The sequence below is a fragment of the Joostella atrarenae genome, assembly GCF_021764745.1.
GTDB classification, from domain to species: domain Bacteria; phylum Bacteroidota; class Bacteroidia; order Flavobacteriales; family Flavobacteriaceae; genus Galbibacter; species Galbibacter atrarenae.
The window spans coordinates 389605-406415 of record NZ_JAETXX010000002.1 but is presented as its reverse complement, the minus strand read 5'-3'; the positions used below and the strand labels follow the sequence as shown (position 1 = coordinate 406415).

The following is a 16811-nucleotide window of genomic DNA, read 5'->3' as shown; positions in this document are numbered from 1 at the left end:
TTTTAATAAAGGTTAGATTAAGTGCTAACCTTTATTAATTTATTTTTTTGTTATGGAAACGCTACAGGTATGGAATAACTTTAATGACGAATTGTATTTCTTTATTCTCAAAAAAGTTAAAAGTAAAGACGCTACAAACGATATTTTTCAAAATACATTCTTAAAAATCCATAAAAATTTACCTAACCTTGATAGAGAAGAGAAAGTAAAGGCTTGGATTTATCAAATTGCACGTAACGAAATAGCAAATTACTTTAATGAAAAGTCAGTTTATTCGAATACATTGGATGTAAATAAAGAGGTTTCTTCACATAAATACCAACACATCTGTTGTTTTGATAGGTTTATAAATGAATTGCCGGATATTTATAAGCAAGTAATAGAGATGATTTATATTAAAGGATTAAAACAAAAAGATGCAGCTATAGAATTAGGAATCACTCTTGAAAATGTAAAAGTTAGAATTAAGAGAGCCAAAGATATTTTGAAGAAACAGTTTAATGAATGTTGTAAATATGAGTTTGATAAAAATGGGAAGTTAGTTGGAGACTCCAATTGTTCTCTATGTAAAAACATAACATAAATACACGAATCTATATTGACTATTATTAACATTTATATGTATTTTTAACAACCAATACCAGTTAAAACTGCATTAAGTGAAAAGAATAAATTTATTATTATTCACATTGATTATCATTTTACAAAGTTGTAACAATGATGATAACTGTGACCAAGACTGTTTTACACCTCCTAACACTTTCCTGTTTGAAGTTTTGGATAAAACAAGTGGTGAAAATTTGTTTACCAATGAAACTTATAACCCTGAAGATATCATAATAACGGACAGTTTGAATGATAACCAATCTGTAGCATACACATTTATTTCTGAAGACAATCTTAATCTTATTCAAATTGGGTCTATTGGTTGGGAAACAGAAATAGTAAATCTAAATATTAATATTTCTGAAGATCATATTTTTGACTTATATGTTGATGTGGAGCGAAAATCTGAAAACTGCTGTAGTTTTTCTCAATATAATGAAATAAGAGTATCAAATTCTGAATTGGACACTCAAACAGGGATATATAAAATCCTTGTTGAATAAAACTGCATCTGGAGTAAGTGTATATATTTTTACTTAAAAGAATCAAACAAATGAATCCAAACGAGCTAATTACCTTTTTTAAAAGAGACTTGAATAAGTTAATCACTGAATTAGAACTTTATAATGATGAAGAGCATATTTGGCGAGTAGAAAAAGGGATTTCCAATTCAGCAGGGAATTTAGCATTGCATTTAATTGGAAACTTACGTACTTTCATAGGGAAAGAAATAGGTGAAACGGGTTATATAAGAAATAGAGAGCTTGAATTTACTCAAAAAGATGTTCCTAGAGGCGAGTTGATAGTTAGTGTACAAGGAACTATAAAAATGATCGAAGACTCGTTGAGTCCGCTTACAGAGAGAGACTTGAAGGAGGAATATCCAATCATGAAGTTTCCAAATGTTGAAACGATAGAATATTTACTAGTTCATTTATTAAGTCACCTTAACTATCATCTAGGTCAGATAAATTATCATAGAAGGCTGATTGATAAATAGAATTGAAAATACCATTACTAATCAAAGTAATAATGATTTATTAAATTTTAGAGGTATAGTCAGAAATAATGTACAGTAGAATATTAAAGATTATTAGAAGTGAAAAGTAATCTTATTTCAAACCTATAGTCATATAAAAGCCCTTGTTCTATACTTTTAAGTAAAAACAAGGGCTTTTTTTAGGGTAAATTATTTTATTTAATCTTAGTGGCCGTTCCTTTAAATTTATTTTTCTGATCTCCAACAGCTGAAAATTCAAAAATATAAGAGTCTTTTTCCGTAGCTAATATTTTCATATGGATAGCTTTGGAATCTTTCATAGAAGTAGGATTCATTTTTTTAACGATAAACTCACAATCATTTATCCAACGGATAGAATTTGTATCAATTCGATTTTCGTAATAATCAATTTCTAAAGTATCATTTCGTATAAACCTACTTTTCTTCTCTACACCATCTAAAGTATAAGTAAATTCGAATTCTCCAGTTTTAAAATCTTTACAGTTTCGTTCTCTTTGATAACAAGAAGTAAGTGTGATTAAAAGAATGCAAGCTAAAATAGAAAGTCTCATCTATTGTTTGTTTTTGTATTCTTCAAAGGTACCATTCTTATAAAAAACTACAATACGAGCGATTTCATTTTTTTCAGAAATAGGAAAGGTATTATTTATAGCAGGAGGAATTTCAGTTTTAATAGTTTCGTTAGAATCAACATTCGTTTTTTCTGCTGGGATAATATTTTCCTTTGGGAGAGTTGGCGTATGTTGATCTTCGTTAGGAGGGAAATTACCCTTACCATTTAAGAGCCAATATAATTCCACATCAGGAAAATTTTGAAGAATCTTCATCACAAAATCTAAACTCGGATTGTTTCTACCAGATAATATATGAGAGATAGAAGAGCGTTGTACACCAATTTTATCTGCAAAAGATGAGGCTGATAAGTCGTAAAACTCCAACACTTTTTCTAGTCTTTTAATAAATTCTTCCTTGTTTACCATTGTAAACTAATGTTTGTATAGTTAAGTTGTTACAAATGTAAACATAACTGAGTTCATATGCAAATATAAGTGGATAACACATGTCAATTATAATCTAATACTTTAAATAATAAGATATAATGGACTAGAAAACAATATTTTATGATTTAATAAGTAATTTAAGTTGATTAAATAGAATTGTACGTTTACAAGTGTATACATTTTATCACTAATGCTATCTATATCTGTTTACAAATGTATATTTGGGTTGTTTATTATTGTAAACAATTATAATTTTACATTTGTAAACCATAAAAGTTACTATGAATTTTACGACACATTTTACAGAGAACTACAACGAGTATTTAGATACGAGAATAGCAGACAGATATATTACACATAAAATGATTGCCCCTTTAATTAAGGAGTATCAGGAAAAATATAAAGTTACCTTATTGGGAACATCTGTTTTAGGGAATCCAATTCACAGTATTGAAATCGGTTCTGGGAAAAGAAAGATTTTAATGTGGTCTCAGATGCACGGAAATGAATCGACCACCACAAAAGCTGTATTCGATCTATTAAAGTTTATTGATAGTAATAAGGAGTTTGGTACTTATATAAACAACAATTTTACGCTATGCATCATACCAATGCTAAATCCAGATGGAGCATTGGCTTATACGCGTGTAAATAGTAATGAGGTTGACCTTAATAGGGATGCCCAGAATCAATCTCAGCCTGAAAGTAGAGTGTTAAGAGCTGTTTTTGATGCTTTCCAGCCTGATTATTGCTTTAATCTACATGATCAACGTACTATTTTCAGCGCTGGAAAGCACAAGCGTTCAGCTACAGTGTCATTTTTAACGCCTGCAGAGGATAAAGAACGAAAGGTTACTCCTTACAGAAAGAAGAGTATGGAGATCATTGTGGCGATGAATAAAATGCTGCAACAATTTATACCTAAACAAGTAGGTAGGTACGACGATGGCTTTAATTTGAATTGTGTAGGGGATACTTTTCAGTCCTTAGGGGTTCCAACTATATTATTTGAGTCAGGGCATTATCATAATGATTATATGAGAGAGGAAACTCGTAAACACATTGCTTTTTCATTAGTTACAGCATTGGTTTATATGGGAGATAATGAAGTAACAGGAGGGAAGTACCATGATTATTTTGAGATCCCATCAAATGAGAAGTTGTTTTATGACATTATTTTAAGGAAGTTTCCTATTTCAGAAAAAGATAAGTTAGTACATAAAGATGTTGCGGTATTCTTTAAGGAAACGTTAATTAATGGTAAAGTGGAGTTTATGCCTACAATAGAGCATGTTGAAGAGGATTTACATTACTTCGGACATAAAGAATTAGATATGAGTAACATAGAAATTAACCCTATACCGGTGTATGAGTTAAATAGCAGTTATTTAACAGAATTTCTGAAGAAAATTTAAAGATATTCAAGAAACGTTAAAAAAATAATTACTCCCTGATTGTGAATAATTCATTTTTTTTTATTTTTTTTGCATAATATTTAAAGATATTAAAAAAAGTATGGCAAAGTTTAAATTAGACGAGGTAGATCATCAAATCCTTGATATGTTGATAGATAATACCAGAACTCCATTTACAGATATAGCAAAGAAATTACTTATATCTGCTGGTACGGTTCATGTTAGAGTTAAGAAAATGGAAGATGCTGGAATTATAAGAGGTTCTTCTTTGACATTAGATTATGTTAAGTTAGGGTATTCTTTTATAGCATACGTAGGGATTTTCCTTGAGAAAACGCATCAAACAAAGTTTGTTTTAGAACGACTTAATCAGATTCCTTATATAACAGTAGCTCATATTACTACAGGTAAGTTTAACATCTTCTGTAAGATTCGTGCGAAAGACACAAAACATGCAAAAGATATTATTTTTAAAGTAGATGATATTGATGGTGTCTCTAGAACGGAGACTATGATCTCTTTAGAGGAGAGTATAAACGACAAACGCCGTCTTATGCATACTATTTTTAACGATTTGTAGGATTTCTGTTTAATAACATTAATTATGCCCTCTTAAGCCTTGTTTTGAGAGGGTTTTTTGTATTTTTACATAAAACAGAAAAATTTTATGCTAAGAAAACCAAAGATTGATCGATTTAATGAAAGTGTTTTATCAAGATATCAAATCTACAATAGTATTTTTATCACATTACCTTTTGATGAGATAAGGAATACTGGAGCTTTATTACCGCTATTTTCCGAAATTTGTGAAAAGGGATATGCGGATAATAAAAATCCATCAGATATTGTAGGTGACTTTTTTGAAAAATACTACAACGAAAAGCCTGCTGATTCAGACAAATTTGATCTTCTCTTTAGATTTATTCAGTATATAGAAAGACAAGTAGTATTATTTGATGCTATTGAAGATGCAACTTTCCCTATTGTAAATAATATGAATGGGAGAGGAACCTTGCGAAATGTAAAGGAAGAGGCGGAAGCTAAAAATAAAATGCCTGAATTAAAAGCTTACTTAGAGCATTTTAAAGTACGACCTGTTTTAACGGCGCATCCAACGCAGTTTTATCCAGGTTCTGTATTAGGTATTATTACCGATCTATCTAAAGCTATTAGAGAGAATGATTTAAACCTTATTAAGAAGTTACTTGCCCAACTAGGGAAGACTCCATTTTTCAAAAAGGAAAAACCAACTCCTTTTGATGAAGCGGTAAGCTTAATATGGTATCTGCAAAATGTATTCTATGAATCTGCTAGTCAGATTTTTGATTATATCCAAGACAATATTTTTGGAGACACAGAATTAAATAACCAAGTATTAAATCTAGGTTTTTGGCCTGGAGGAGATAGAGATGGGAATCCATTTGTAACTACAGATATTACTCTAAAAGTTGCAGATAGGCTAAGAAGCACGGTTTTAAAGAACTATTACCGCGATGTTAGAAAGCTACGTCGTAGAATAACTTTTAACTACGTAGATAAGCTTATTGCAAATTTAGAGTCTAAGTTGTATGAAAATATCTTCTTAGAAAGTGGAAGGACTACAATTACGCTTGAGGAGACTATGGGGACGCTACTAGAAATAAGAGAGATTCTTGTAACGAAGCATCAATCTTTATTTGTAGAAGAAATAAGCGACCTTATTAATAAGATGAAGTTGTTTGGTTTCCATTTCGCTTCACTAGATATTCGTCAAGATTCTAGAGTACATCATAATGTATTATCTAATATCGTTAAGGAGTCTTTAGAAATGGGACTTGATATTTTCCCTAAAGATTATGAGAAGCTGGATGAAGAGCAACAGATTAAAGCCTTAAGTAAGGTTGTTGGTAAAGTAAATCCTAGCTTATTTAAGCACGAAATGAGTAGAAGTACGTTGGAATCTATTTATGCTATGAAAACCATTCAGAAGAATAATGGCGAAATGGGTTGTAATAGATATATTATAAGTAACAACGGAAGTGTGCTTAATGTTATGGAGGCTTTTGCAATGATCCGTATGTGTGATTGGGAGAAGCCAACAACAGATGTTGTGCCTCTTTTTGAAACTGTAGATGATCTTGAAGATGCTCATAACGTAATGAGAACGCTTTATACAAACAAGTCGTATGCTGCACATCTTAAACGTAGAGGGAATAAGCAGACAATTATGCTAGGTTTCTCTGACGGAACTAAAGATGGTGGGTATTTAATGGCGAATTGGAGTATTTATAAAGCCAAAGAAGCTTTAACTGCAATTTCTAGAGAATATGGTATTACCGTTGTTTTCTTTGATGGTAGAGGTGGACCACCTGCACGTGGAGGAGGAAAAACACATCAATTCTATGCTTCTTTAGGACCTTCAATAGAAAATGAAGAAGTTCAGCTTACAATACAAGGACAAACTATTAGTTCTAACTTTGGAACGCCAGAATCTTGTCAGTATAATATAGAACAGCTAATAAGTTCTGGGATTGCAAATAACGTATTCACTAATGAAAAAGATATCTTGAGTGAAGAAGATCGAGATACTATGAATAGGTTAGCGGGAATTAGTTATGGCGCTTATGTTGACTTTAAAAATCATCCTAAATTCTTACCTTACTTAGAAAGGATGAGTACTTTAAAGTACTATGCTAAAACAAATATTGGAAGTAGACCTTCTAAAAGAGGTAAGTCTGATGAGTTAGTATTTTCAGACCTAAGAGCGATTCCTTTCGTTGGAAGTTGGAGTCAGTTGAAGCAAAATGTTCCTGGTTTTTACGGAGTAGGAACTGCTATTCAGGAGTTTGTAGATAATAATGAATTTGAAAAAGTAAAATCGCTATATCAAAATTCTGCATTCTTTAGAACGTTGCTAGAAAACAGTATGATGAGTTTAACGAAATCTTTCTTTAAGCTTACAGCATACATGCAAGATGATAAGGAGTTTGGTGAATTTTGGATAATTATTCATGATGAATTTGAGCGTAGTAAAGCGATGTTATTGAAATTGACTGGTTATTCTGAGTTGATGGAAGATACACGTTCTATGAGAGCTTCTATTCAGGTGAGAGAGAAAATTGTATTGCCATTACTTACAATTCAACAATTTGCACTTAGACAAATCCAGGAGCTTAATGCTAAAGATAGCGATGTAGATCCTGAGCTTCTAGAAATATATGAGCGTATGGTTACACGTTCTTTATTTGGAAATATAAATGCAAGTAGAAACTCTGCTTAATCATTTACAATAAATATTATAAAGGCTGTTAAGTAATTCTTTTAAGATTATTTAGCAGCCTTTTTCTTGTTCGAAATTATAATTAACTTAGTGGATGTATAACCTGTATTTGATGAATATAAAAACCAGCATTAAAATCATAAAAGAGACATTTTTACGATGGTTGGATTTAGATCCCTTTGCTAAAAGTGCTGTTATAGCCTATTACACCTTGTTTTCTTTACCGTCATTACTCTTAATTGTTATTTGGGTAACAAGTATCTTTTTCGGTAGAGACGCTGTGCAGGGGCGAGTTACGCAAGAGTTATCTAGTTTAATCGGTTATGATACAGCAAAAGCTATCGAAGGGATGATAAGTAGCGCTAGTATTGATAGTAATTCTACTATGAATATTATAATTAGTTCAGCTACGTTGGTTTTTGGTGCAACGGGGGTATTTTTTCAATTACAGAAGACCCTAAATACAATTTTTGAGGCTGAAGAAGATAATTCGACCTTTAAAAAAATGGTTGTAGATCGTCTTATTTCTTTTGGAATGATAATGGCGATAGGTTTTTTATTGATCATTTCATTGATGGTTTCTGCAGTAATTTCAGTTCTTAATAATTATGTAGAGAATTACTATCCACAAGCGGCAACCATTATTGTTAGCGGACTTAATTTTACAGTTTCTTTAGTGGTGATAACTGTGTTGTTTGGAGCTATTTATAGGTTTTTACCAAACAAACGAATTAAATGGAAGACTGCGTTGATAGGGGCTTCCGTAACAACATTATTGTTTTTACTGGGTAAAACAGCTATAGGTTATTACTTCGGACAAGCGTCGCCAGCTTCTGTTTATGGAGGAGCAAGTTCTGTGGTTTTAATATTGTTGTGGGTGTATTACACAGGCCTCATATTTTTTATGGGAGCAGAGTTTACAATGGTTTATTCTGAATATCGTAGGGATAAAAGAATACCTGAAGCATCAACTGATGATGTTCAGGTATAATCTATATTTTTTATAAAAGTTTTTTCTGTTGAAATCTAATCCTAGAAATTAGGGCTTAAATTTGACTTTTTATAGAAACTATCAAGAATCTCAATAACTTCATCTTCGGTGTCAACAAGCTTAATAAGGTCTAAATCGCCTTCACTAATGTTGTTATTAGCTTCTAGTAAGGTAGTCTTTACCCAATCCATTAATCCGCCCCAGAAATCAGTCCCAACAAGAATAATAGGGAACATAGCTATTTTCTTTGTTTGTATAAGCGTCATAGCTTCAAAAAGTTCATCTAATGTTCCAAAACCACCAGGCATTACTACAAAGCCTTGTGAGTATTTTACAAACATTACCTTACGCACAAAGAAATAATCAAAATCTAAGCTTTTATCACTGTCTATATAAGGATTATCATGTTGTTCAAAAGGTAAATCGATGTTTAATCCTACAGAAGTTCCACCTGCTAAATGAGCGCCCTTATTTCCTGCTTCCATAATACCAGGACCACCACCAGTAATTACACCATATCCAGACTCCACTATCTTTTGAGCGATTCTTTCTGATAATTGGTAATATTTATGATCTGGTTTAGTTCTTGCTGAACCAAAAATAGAAACGCAAGGACCGATTTTACTCATTTTTTCAAATCCGCTAACAAACTCTCCCATGATTTTAAAAATAGCCCATGAGTCATTTGTCTTTATACCATTCCATCCTTTAAAATGTTGTTCTTTTCTCATTCTTAATTATTTTATAATTAATTAAATAACTGACTTATATTTAATTAAAGCAGTTACTTAAACTATTTATTCACCTCAGTTCTTTCTTTAGATATTTAGCGGTATAACTCTTTTTATGCTTCGCTACTTCTTCAGGAGTGCCAGAAACAATAACTTTCCCTCCGCCTTTACCACCTTCAGGGCCAATATCAATAATATGATCGACCATTTTAATAACATCTAAATTATGTTCGATAATCAATACTGTGTTCCCTTTATCTGTTAATGCGTTTAGAACTCCCATTAAAACATTAATATCTTCAAAATGTAACCCTGTTGTAGGCTCATCTAAGATATAAAAAGTATTCCCAGTGTCTTTTTTAGAGAGTTCTGTGGCTAATTTCACACGTTGTGCTTCTCCACCAGAAAGTGTAGTAGATTGCTGTCCGAGTGTTATATATCCTAAACCTACATCTTTCAATGTAGCTAATTTACGATATATTTTCGGGATGTTCTCAAAGAAATCTACAGCCTCATCAATAGTCATTTCTAAAACGTCGGAAATAGACTTTCCTTTGAATCTTATTTCTAAAGTCTCTCTATTAAAGCGTTTACCATTACATGTCTCACAAGCTACGGTAACGTCTGGTAAGAAATTCATTTCGATTACTCTTACACCTGCACCTTGGCAAGTTTCACATCTTCCTCCTTTTACATTAAAACTAAATCTCCCAGGCTTATAACCGCGAATCATAGCCTCTGGAGTTTGAGTGAATAAAGTTCTTATTTCACTAAAAACACCTGTGTAAGTAGCAGGATTAGAGCGGGGAGTTCTTCCAATGGGAGATTGATTAATATCAATTACCTTATCGATGTGCTCTAAACCTTTAATGCTTTTATATGGCATAGGAATTTTTACACCATTGAAAAAATGAGCATTTAAAATAGGGTAGAGGGTCTCATTAATTAATGTAGACTTTCCACTTCCTGAAACTCCAGTAACACCAATCATTAATCCTAGAGGAAATTCGGCATTCACCTTTTTTAAATTATTTCCAGTACATCCTTTTAAAAGGATGGAGTTCCCGTTTCCTTTTCTCCGTTCTTCAGGAACTTCTATTTCTTTTTTACCCGTAATATAATCAGCGGTAAGTGTATTGTATTTTTTTAATTCAGAAGGAGGGCCTTCAGAAATTATCTCTCCTCCAAGTTTACCTGCTTTCGGACCGATGTCAATAACATGATCAGCGCGCTCGATCATGTCCTTATCGTGCTCTACAACAATTACAGAGTTCCCGATATCTCTTAAAGATTCTAATGATTTTATGAGTCGGTCGTTATCCCTTTGGTGTAACCCGATACTAGGTTCATCCAAAATATATAAAACGCCCACCAATTGCGAACCAATTTGTGTTGCTAGTCGGATTCTTTGTGCTTCCCCTCCAGAAAGTGATTTTGAGCTCCTATTTAGAGAAAGGTAATCAAGGCCTACATCGAGTAAGAAATTAATACGAGCTTTAATCTCTTTTAAAATCTCTTCTCCGATTTTTAATTGCTTTTCAGAAAGGTCTTTTGGTAAATTTTTGAAAAAACCAGCAAGTTCTATCATGTCCATAGAAGATAGATCTGCAATATTCTTTTCATTCACCTTAAAATATAGCGATTCTTTTCTTAAACGACTTCCTTCGCAAGTAGGGCAATCTACTTTATCCATAAATCCTTTTGCCCATCTACGAATAGAAGTGGATTGACTTTCTTCGAATTGATTTTTTATAAAGCTTATAATCCCTTCAAAATCAATTTTATAATCGCGAGTAATCCCAAGAGTCTTAGATTCTACGGAAAACTTTTCGTTTCCACCATTAAGAATCATATCCATAGCTTCTTTAGGAATCTCACTAATAGCATCCGTTAATTCGAATTCATAGCGTTGCGCTATAACCTCCAGTTGCTTAAAGATCCATGACTTTTTATATTCTCCTAAAGGTGCTATTCCTCCTTTTTTAATACTGATTTTATCATTAGGGATAATCTTCTCAAGGTTTACTTCATGTATTCTCCCTAAACCACTGCAAGTAGGGCACATCCCTTTTGGAGAGTTGAAAGAGAATGTATTAGGTTCAGGATTAGGATATGATATTCCTGAAGAAGGACACATAAGATTTCTACTGAAAAAGCGAGCTTCATTCGTGTCATGATCTATAACCATGAGTACATCATCTCCGTGATACATAGCAGTGTTTATGCTCTCACTTAGGCGTTTGGAAGTGTTTTCGCTATCATCAATTTGCATTCTATCGATAACTGTTTCAATATCATGCACTTTGTAGCGATCCACTTTCATTCCTTTTATGATGTCGAGAATCTCTCCATCTACACGTACTTTTACAAATCCCTGCTTTGCTATTTGCTCAAATAATTCACGATAATGACCTTTTCTACTGCGGATAACGGGCGCTAATATATTTATGCGCTTACCGCTGTATTCTTCAATAATAAGCTCTTTTATTTGCTCATCGCTATAGCTTACCATTTTATCTCCAGTATTGTAACTGTAGGCATCTGCTGCTCTCGCAAATAACAAACGTAAGAAGTCGTATATCTCAGTGATCGTTCCTACTGTAGAACGAGGAGATTTAGAAGTCGTTTTTTGCTCGATTGCAATAACAGGAGATAATCCGTCAATTTTATCTACATCCGGACGCTCCAAACCTCCAAGAAATTGGCGGGCATAAGCCGAAAATGTTTCTATGTACCGACGTTGACCTTCTGCATAAATAGTATCGAATGCTAATGAGGATTTACCGCTCCCAGAAAGACCTGTAATAACAACAAGCTTTTCTCTGGGGATGGTAACATCTATATTTTTAAGGTTATGGACTCTAGCGCCTTTTACCACTATATTTTCTTCAAAATTTGCCATATATAATACAAAACCGCAAAGTTAAGGTTTTAAGCTTTAATACCGAAGGGAGTATATGATGAAAGGAAAATATTAACGCTTATAATTCTATAGAAAATGGGATCTAAAACTCTTTTTTTTTAGATAGTTATATAGCATTGTTTTTCTTTTGCTCGAGGGACTTTTCGGTATGTGTTTTTACTGAAGTTTTAGCTTTTAACTAAATAATTTTCATTCTTAATTATAGGCTTTTAGTTTTGTCATTTCTATATTGAGAAATAGAAATTTATGAGATGATGGGAGGTAAGTGGTAGTTTCCATAATCTTCCATTCGTCCCAAGTAGCTTCTAATCCGCCAATTGGAATGATACTAACCCACATTTTAAAGCTTTCAGGGAAACCACTATCGTTAAGCTTCCATAGATAAGAGTCTCCAGGAGTTGAGCCTCCTTGAGTGTATGTTACCAATAATGCTTTTTTTCCATTCTCTAATGTTACTACGCTTCTTGTAACGCCTTTATCTTTCACCTTAAAAGGAGCTACAAGCCAAAAAGAATCGTTGTTGAAGTATCCTACCGCTTTATCAATAAGTTCTTGCCTTGGTTCTGTGTGCATTTTTACATTATCTATAAGAACCTCACTTTTATCGTAGTTGTTTAAATTTAGCTTTACAACATAATCATCCCACTTTACATCCACAAGCTTTTTCTCTTTATCCCATTTATAGGAATGTTTCCCAGCGAAAGTCCATTCTATAAAGCGTGTCTTTTTATAATTAGTATAATTTACAGCTTTAAGCATTTTTTCGGCAAGAGCTTCTGCTTCTGGTCCAGTTTTACCTTTTGGAAGAGGCTCATTGTAGATAAAATAAACAACTGCAGAAACAGCTATGAGGAGCAGGAGTGCAATGGATATAAATTTTAATATTTTTTTTATGATTTTCATATGTTCTCTTTTTTAAAACCCAACAGCAGAGTCGTCTCCACGTCTATCGGCACCAGCTTCTAAATCTCCATTTGGAAGTACTAGAATAGCATCTACAAGTCCGATTATCCTTGAATTGGATTCATTAATATGATAGCCTAAGCTTTTTAGTTTTTCTATCGTTTCTTTGTCAAAACCATTTGGCTCCATTCTAATTTCGTCTGGCAACCATTGATGGTGGAATCTAGGCATGTTTACAGCTTGCTGCATTCCCATGTCGTACTCATAAACATTGAGTATTGTTTGTAATACGGAAGTGATAATAGTAGATCCTCCAGGAGTACCCAAAACCATTGATAATTTTCCATTTTTCTCAACGATAGTTGGGGTCATGCTACTTAACATTCGTTTCTCGGGAAGAATGCTATTTGCTTCTCCGCCTATAAGTCCAAACATATTAGGGACTCCAGGTTTTACACTAAAGTCGTCCATTTCGTTATTGAAAAAGAATCCTAATTCTTCAGAAAATAGCTTCGAGCCATAAGCTCCGTTTAAAGTTGTTGTTACAGAAACAGCATTTCCAAATTGATCGATAATAGAAAAGTGAGTTGTTTCATCGCTTTCAATGATTTCAACTTCTCCGTGCGATATTTCACTCGACGGCGTTGCTTTATCATAAGAAAATGATTTCATTCTTTCATTTAAATAATCGCTGCTTGTAATTTCTACGCCAGGAATCTCTGTAAAATCTGGATCTCCTAAAAAGTAAGATCTATCGGCATATGCTCTTCGTTCAGCTTCAGTTATTAATTGAATTGCTTTTACAGAATTATGCTCAGAATCTAGATCATAAGATTCTATCATTTTCATGATTTGCGCTAAAGTAATGCCGCCGCTACTTGGTGGACCCATTGATATTACTTTTATGTCTTTGTAGTTAAAAGTAACAGGATCTCTCCAAACAGCTTTGTAGTTCGCAAGGTCTTCGAGTGTGATAATTCCGCCGTTACTATTTATAAAGTCTACAATTTTTTCAGCGACTTCTCCTTTGTAGAAACCATCTTGACCTTTTTCTTTTATAGTTTCTAAAGTTCTTGCTAGGGCATTATATTTTATAGTGTCGTTTTCTGAATATTTCTTAGCAAAAAGCACTGTATCTCCACTGACTTTAGTAATTAGGTTTTGGTAATTCTCTAGCCTGTTTGCTTGTTTTGAAGTTACTTCAACACCTCTATTGGCGAGGTTTATGGCTGGTTGGATTAATTTTTCCATTGGAAGTGATCCAAACTTTTCATGAATAGCAAAAATACCAGCAACACTTCCTGGAACTCCTACTGCTAGGGCTCCAACAGTGCTTTTATCAGGAATAACATTCCCTAAAGAGTCCAAATACATGTTTTTTGTGGCAGCTAATGGAGCTTTCTCTCTAAAGTCTAATGTACCTGTGCTACCATCGTCTAAGCGGTAAACTAAAAAACCACCGCCGCCAATGTTTCCAGCGAAAGGAAAAGCTACTGCAAGAGCAAACTTTGTTGCAATCATAGCATCAAAAGCATTTCCTCCTTGCTTTAAAATATCAGCACCGATTTTCGAAGCTTCCATTCTTGCGGAAACAACCATTCCGTTTTCAGCTATAAGTCCTTGTTTAGGAGCTTCTGTTGTTTTACAACTTGCTAGAATTATAAGTGAGAGTAGGAGTATTCTTTTTATCATATAAATATTATAAAGTTTTTAGTTTTTGAGCACAAAATTCTTGGAGTTCTTCGAAGAAAGATGTGAATTCAGTTTCAAAAGAAAGATAATGTTCTTCTAAATCTTGAATGGCAAAATTCATTTTCGATTTATTCTTTGTACGCCGGTTCATCCCTTCTAAAACTTTAGCGATTCCGTCTAATTTAGCGTAGTTAAGTAGCCAATTATCCGCAATCATGTATGGCATTAGCTTTTTTATATTCATGGGGAGAATATCATAATGCTCGCCTAGTAAATCATAGAAATTGTCAACATATTTTTCTAAAGGAACATCGGAGTATGAACTCCAGTTTTTAGCTAGAAAATGATCATAAAAAATATCTACAATAACACCGCTATAGTGACTATAGTTTTTATGTAGTTTTTTAGTACTTAACCTTACAGTTGGATGTGCGTCTGTGTATGTGTCGATTTCTCGATGTAGCAAAATCCCCTTCTTATAATCGTCTGGGTATGCTAGGTATTTTTTACCACGAATACTATCCGCCATAAAGTTAGCTACTTTTATTTCTGGATTATCTCCTGACAAATATATATGTGCTAAAAAATTCATTCCCTAAAATTACAAATTCAATTCATACAAAAAATGGTTTTACAGTAATTTTAAACAATTGTAATTAACATATTCTATATATTGAAGAGGGTATTTATGTATTGTGTTGTTTTTTTAGGTTATTGTATTTTTTTATACTGTATTCTGTAGTGAGTGTAAACATCGATTTTTGCTTTTTAGGGAATTTAAACATATAAAACTTTTATATTTGCTGATAGTAGTAATTCTGGTGTTGTTAATACACAGTTTTACGCATTACGTAGAATTAAAAACTCATACTTTACATGACGCTTATAAAATCGATTTCAGGAATACGAGGAACAATAGGAGGGCAGACAGGTGAAAACTTAACGCCTTTAGATGCAGTGAAATTTGCTGCAGCATATGGAACTTGGTTGAAATCTCAATCAGAAAATAAAAAACTAACAGTAGTTATTGGTAGGGATGCCCGTATTTCTGGAGAAATGATTCAGAATCTGGTAGCTTCAACATTAGTGGGATTAGGTATAAATGTAATCGACTTAGGACTTTCTACAACTCCTACGGTGGAGATTGCTGTTCCTTTGGAGAAAGCTGATGGTGGAATTATTTTAACTGCTAGCCATAATCCTAAGCAATGGAATGCTTTAAAATTATTAAATGATAAAGGAGAATTTCTTAACGGAGAAGAAGGGAAGAAAATTTTAGCAATTGCAGAAAGTGAAAATTTTGATTTTGCTGATGTTGATGATTTAGGAGAGACAATAATTAACGATTCTTATGTAGATATTCATATCGATGAAGTGCTTGATTTACCTTTAGTTGATGCTGAAAAAATAAAAGAAGCCAAATTTAAAGTTGTTGTAGATGGTGTGAATTCTTCAGGAGGAGTTGTTATTCCTAAGTTATTAAAAGAATTAGGAGTAGAGGTTGTAGAGCTTTATTGTGAGCCAAATGGTCGTTTTCCTCATAATCCAGAGCCGTTAAAAGAACATCTTACAGATATTTGTAAATTGGTTGTAGAAGAAAAAGCCGATTTAGGAATTGTTGTAGATCCAGACGTAGATAGATTGGCTTTTATAAGTAATGACGGGGAGATGTTTGGAGAAGAGTATACCTTGGTTGCTTGTGCTGATTATGTTTTAGGGAAGACCAAAGGGAATACAGTTTCTAATATGTCTTCTTCTCGTGCATTGCGAGATGTAACGGAAAAACACGAAGGTACTTATGAGGCTTCCGCCGTTGGAGAAGTGAATGTTGTAACATTAATGAAAGAAAATAATGCCATTATTGGAGGAGAAGGAAATGGCGGAATTATTTATCCAGAAAGTCACTATGGTCGTGATGCTTTAGTTGGAGTTGCTTTATTTTTAACGCATTTAGCTGAAAAAGGAATGACTGTCCAAGAATTAAGAGCTAGTTACCCTTCTTATTTTATGAGTAAAAAGAAGATAACTCTTACTCCAGAGTTAGATGTGGATGCTATTTTAGTTGAAATGGAAAAGCGTTATGCCAACGAAAATATCACAACGATAGATGGTGTTAAGATTGATTTCCCTGAAAATTGGGTTCATTTAAGAAAATCGAATACAGAGCCAATAATTAGAATATATACAGAAGCTAAATCTCAAGAAGAAGCAGATACACTTGCTGATAAGTTTATTGCTGAAATTGAAGCAGTAGCCGCTTTGTAATAGT

Annotated in this window: 15 protein-coding genes; 8 read left to right on the top strand and 7 right to left on the bottom strand. The window is 33.1% G+C overall.

The window, feature by feature from the left end:
- The first annotated feature begins 52 nt into the window (after positions 1 to 52).
- The 3 genes from JM658_RS06445 to JM658_RS06435 all read left to right on the top strand — a co-directional run bounded on the left by JM658_RS06445 (position 53) and on the right by JM658_RS06435 (position 1606).
- Positions 53 to 583, top strand: a complete 531-nt coding sequence (locus JM658_RS06445) for a sigma-70 family RNA polymerase sigma factor (protein WP_236958428.1) — start codon at positions 53 to 55, stop codon at positions 581 to 583.
- A gap of 76 nt (positions 584 to 659) precedes the next feature.
- The gene (locus JM658_RS06440) at positions 660 to 1109 is read left to right on the top strand and encodes a hypothetical protein (protein WP_236958427.1); all 450 of its coding nucleotides are present in this window, start codon (positions 660 to 662) and stop codon (positions 1107 to 1109) included.
- A gap of 50 nt (positions 1110 to 1159) precedes the next feature.
- Positions 1160 to 1606, top strand: a complete 447-nt coding sequence (locus JM658_RS06435) for a DinB family protein (RefSeq protein ID WP_236958426.1) — start codon at positions 1160 to 1162, stop codon at positions 1604 to 1606.
- Positions 1607 to 1800: 194 nt separating this feature from the next.
- Here the strand turns inward: JM658_RS06435 and JM658_RS06430 are convergent, their stop codons facing one another.
- Together JM658_RS06430 and JM658_RS06425 are read right to left on the bottom strand one after the other, a co-directional pair.
- Complete coding sequence (locus JM658_RS06430) at positions 1801 to 2178, bottom strand: hypothetical protein (protein WP_236958425.1); 378 nt, start codon at positions 2176 to 2178, stop codon at positions 1801 to 1803.
- Positions 2179 to 2607: a helix-turn-helix domain-containing protein gene (locus tag JM658_RS06425; RefSeq protein ID WP_236958424.1), complete on the bottom strand. Its 429-nt coding sequence runs from the start codon at positions 2605 to 2607 to the stop codon at positions 2179 to 2181.
- A gap of 302 nt (positions 2608 to 2909) precedes the next feature.
- Between JM658_RS06425 and JM658_RS06420 the strand changes: the two genes are divergently transcribed.
- From JM658_RS06420 to JM658_RS06405, 4 genes are all read left to right on the top strand, one after another.
- Positions 2910 to 4043, top strand: a complete 1134-nt coding sequence (locus tag JM658_RS06420; protein WP_236958423.1) for a M14 family metallopeptidase — start codon at positions 2910 to 2912, stop codon at positions 4041 to 4043.
- 100 nt (positions 4044 to 4143) lie between these two features.
- Complete coding sequence (locus JM658_RS06415) at positions 4144 to 4623, top strand: Lrp/AsnC family transcriptional regulator (RefSeq protein ID WP_236958422.1); 480 nt, start codon at positions 4144 to 4146, stop codon at positions 4621 to 4623.
- An 87-nt stretch (positions 4624 to 4710) separates the two neighbouring features.
- On the top strand, positions 4711 to 7302 hold the full coding sequence (locus JM658_RS06410) for a phosphoenolpyruvate carboxylase (RefSeq protein ID WP_236958421.1): 2592 nt from the start codon (positions 4711 to 4713) through the stop codon (positions 7300 to 7302).
- A gap of 112 nt (positions 7303 to 7414) precedes the next feature.
- Positions 7415 to 8293 carry a YihY/virulence factor BrkB family protein gene (locus JM658_RS06405; protein WP_236958420.1) on the top strand — a complete coding sequence of 293 codons (879 nt, stop codon included), beginning with the start codon at positions 7415 to 7417 and terminating at the stop codon, positions 8291 to 8293.
- A 41-nt stretch (positions 8294 to 8334) separates the two neighbouring features.
- Here the strand turns inward: JM658_RS06405 and JM658_RS06400 are convergent, their stop codons facing one another.
- The 5 genes from JM658_RS06400 to JM658_RS06380 form a co-directional block, all read right to left on the bottom strand.
- Positions 8335 to 9024: an LOG family protein gene (locus JM658_RS06400; RefSeq protein ID WP_236958419.1), complete on the bottom strand. Its 690-nt coding sequence runs from the start codon at positions 9022 to 9024 to the stop codon at positions 8335 to 8337.
- 70 nt (positions 9025 to 9094) lie between these two features.
- Entirely contained in the window at positions 9095 to 11926 is a 2832-nt protein-coding gene (gene uvrA / locus JM658_RS06395; protein WP_236958418.1) for an excinuclease ABC subunit UvrA, read from the bottom strand.
- A gap of 216 nt (positions 11927 to 12142) precedes the next feature.
- On the bottom strand, positions 12143 to 12850 hold the full coding sequence (locus JM658_RS06390; protein WP_236958417.1) for a hypothetical protein: 708 nt from the start codon (positions 12848 to 12850) through the stop codon (positions 12143 to 12145).
- Positions 12851 to 12862: 12 nt separating this feature from the next.
- On the bottom strand, positions 12863 to 14542 hold the full coding sequence (gene ggt, locus JM658_RS06385; protein ID WP_236958416.1) for a gamma-glutamyltransferase: 1680 nt from the start codon (positions 14540 to 14542) through the stop codon (positions 12863 to 12865).
- Positions 14543 to 14549: 7 nt separating this feature from the next.
- Positions 14550 to 15134: an acyl carrier protein phosphodiesterase gene (locus JM658_RS06380; protein WP_236958415.1), complete on the bottom strand. Its 585-nt coding sequence runs from the start codon at positions 15132 to 15134 to the stop codon at positions 14550 to 14552.
- 284 nt (positions 15135 to 15418) lie between these two features.
- Here JM658_RS06380 and glmM point away from each other — a divergent pair, with 284 nt between their 5' ends.
- A complete protein-coding gene (gene glmM, locus JM658_RS06375; protein ID WP_236958414.1) occupies positions 15419 to 16807 on the top strand; it encodes a phosphoglucosamine mutase in 1389 nt (462 codons plus the stop codon).
- Positions 16808 to 16811 lie beyond the last annotated feature (4 nt).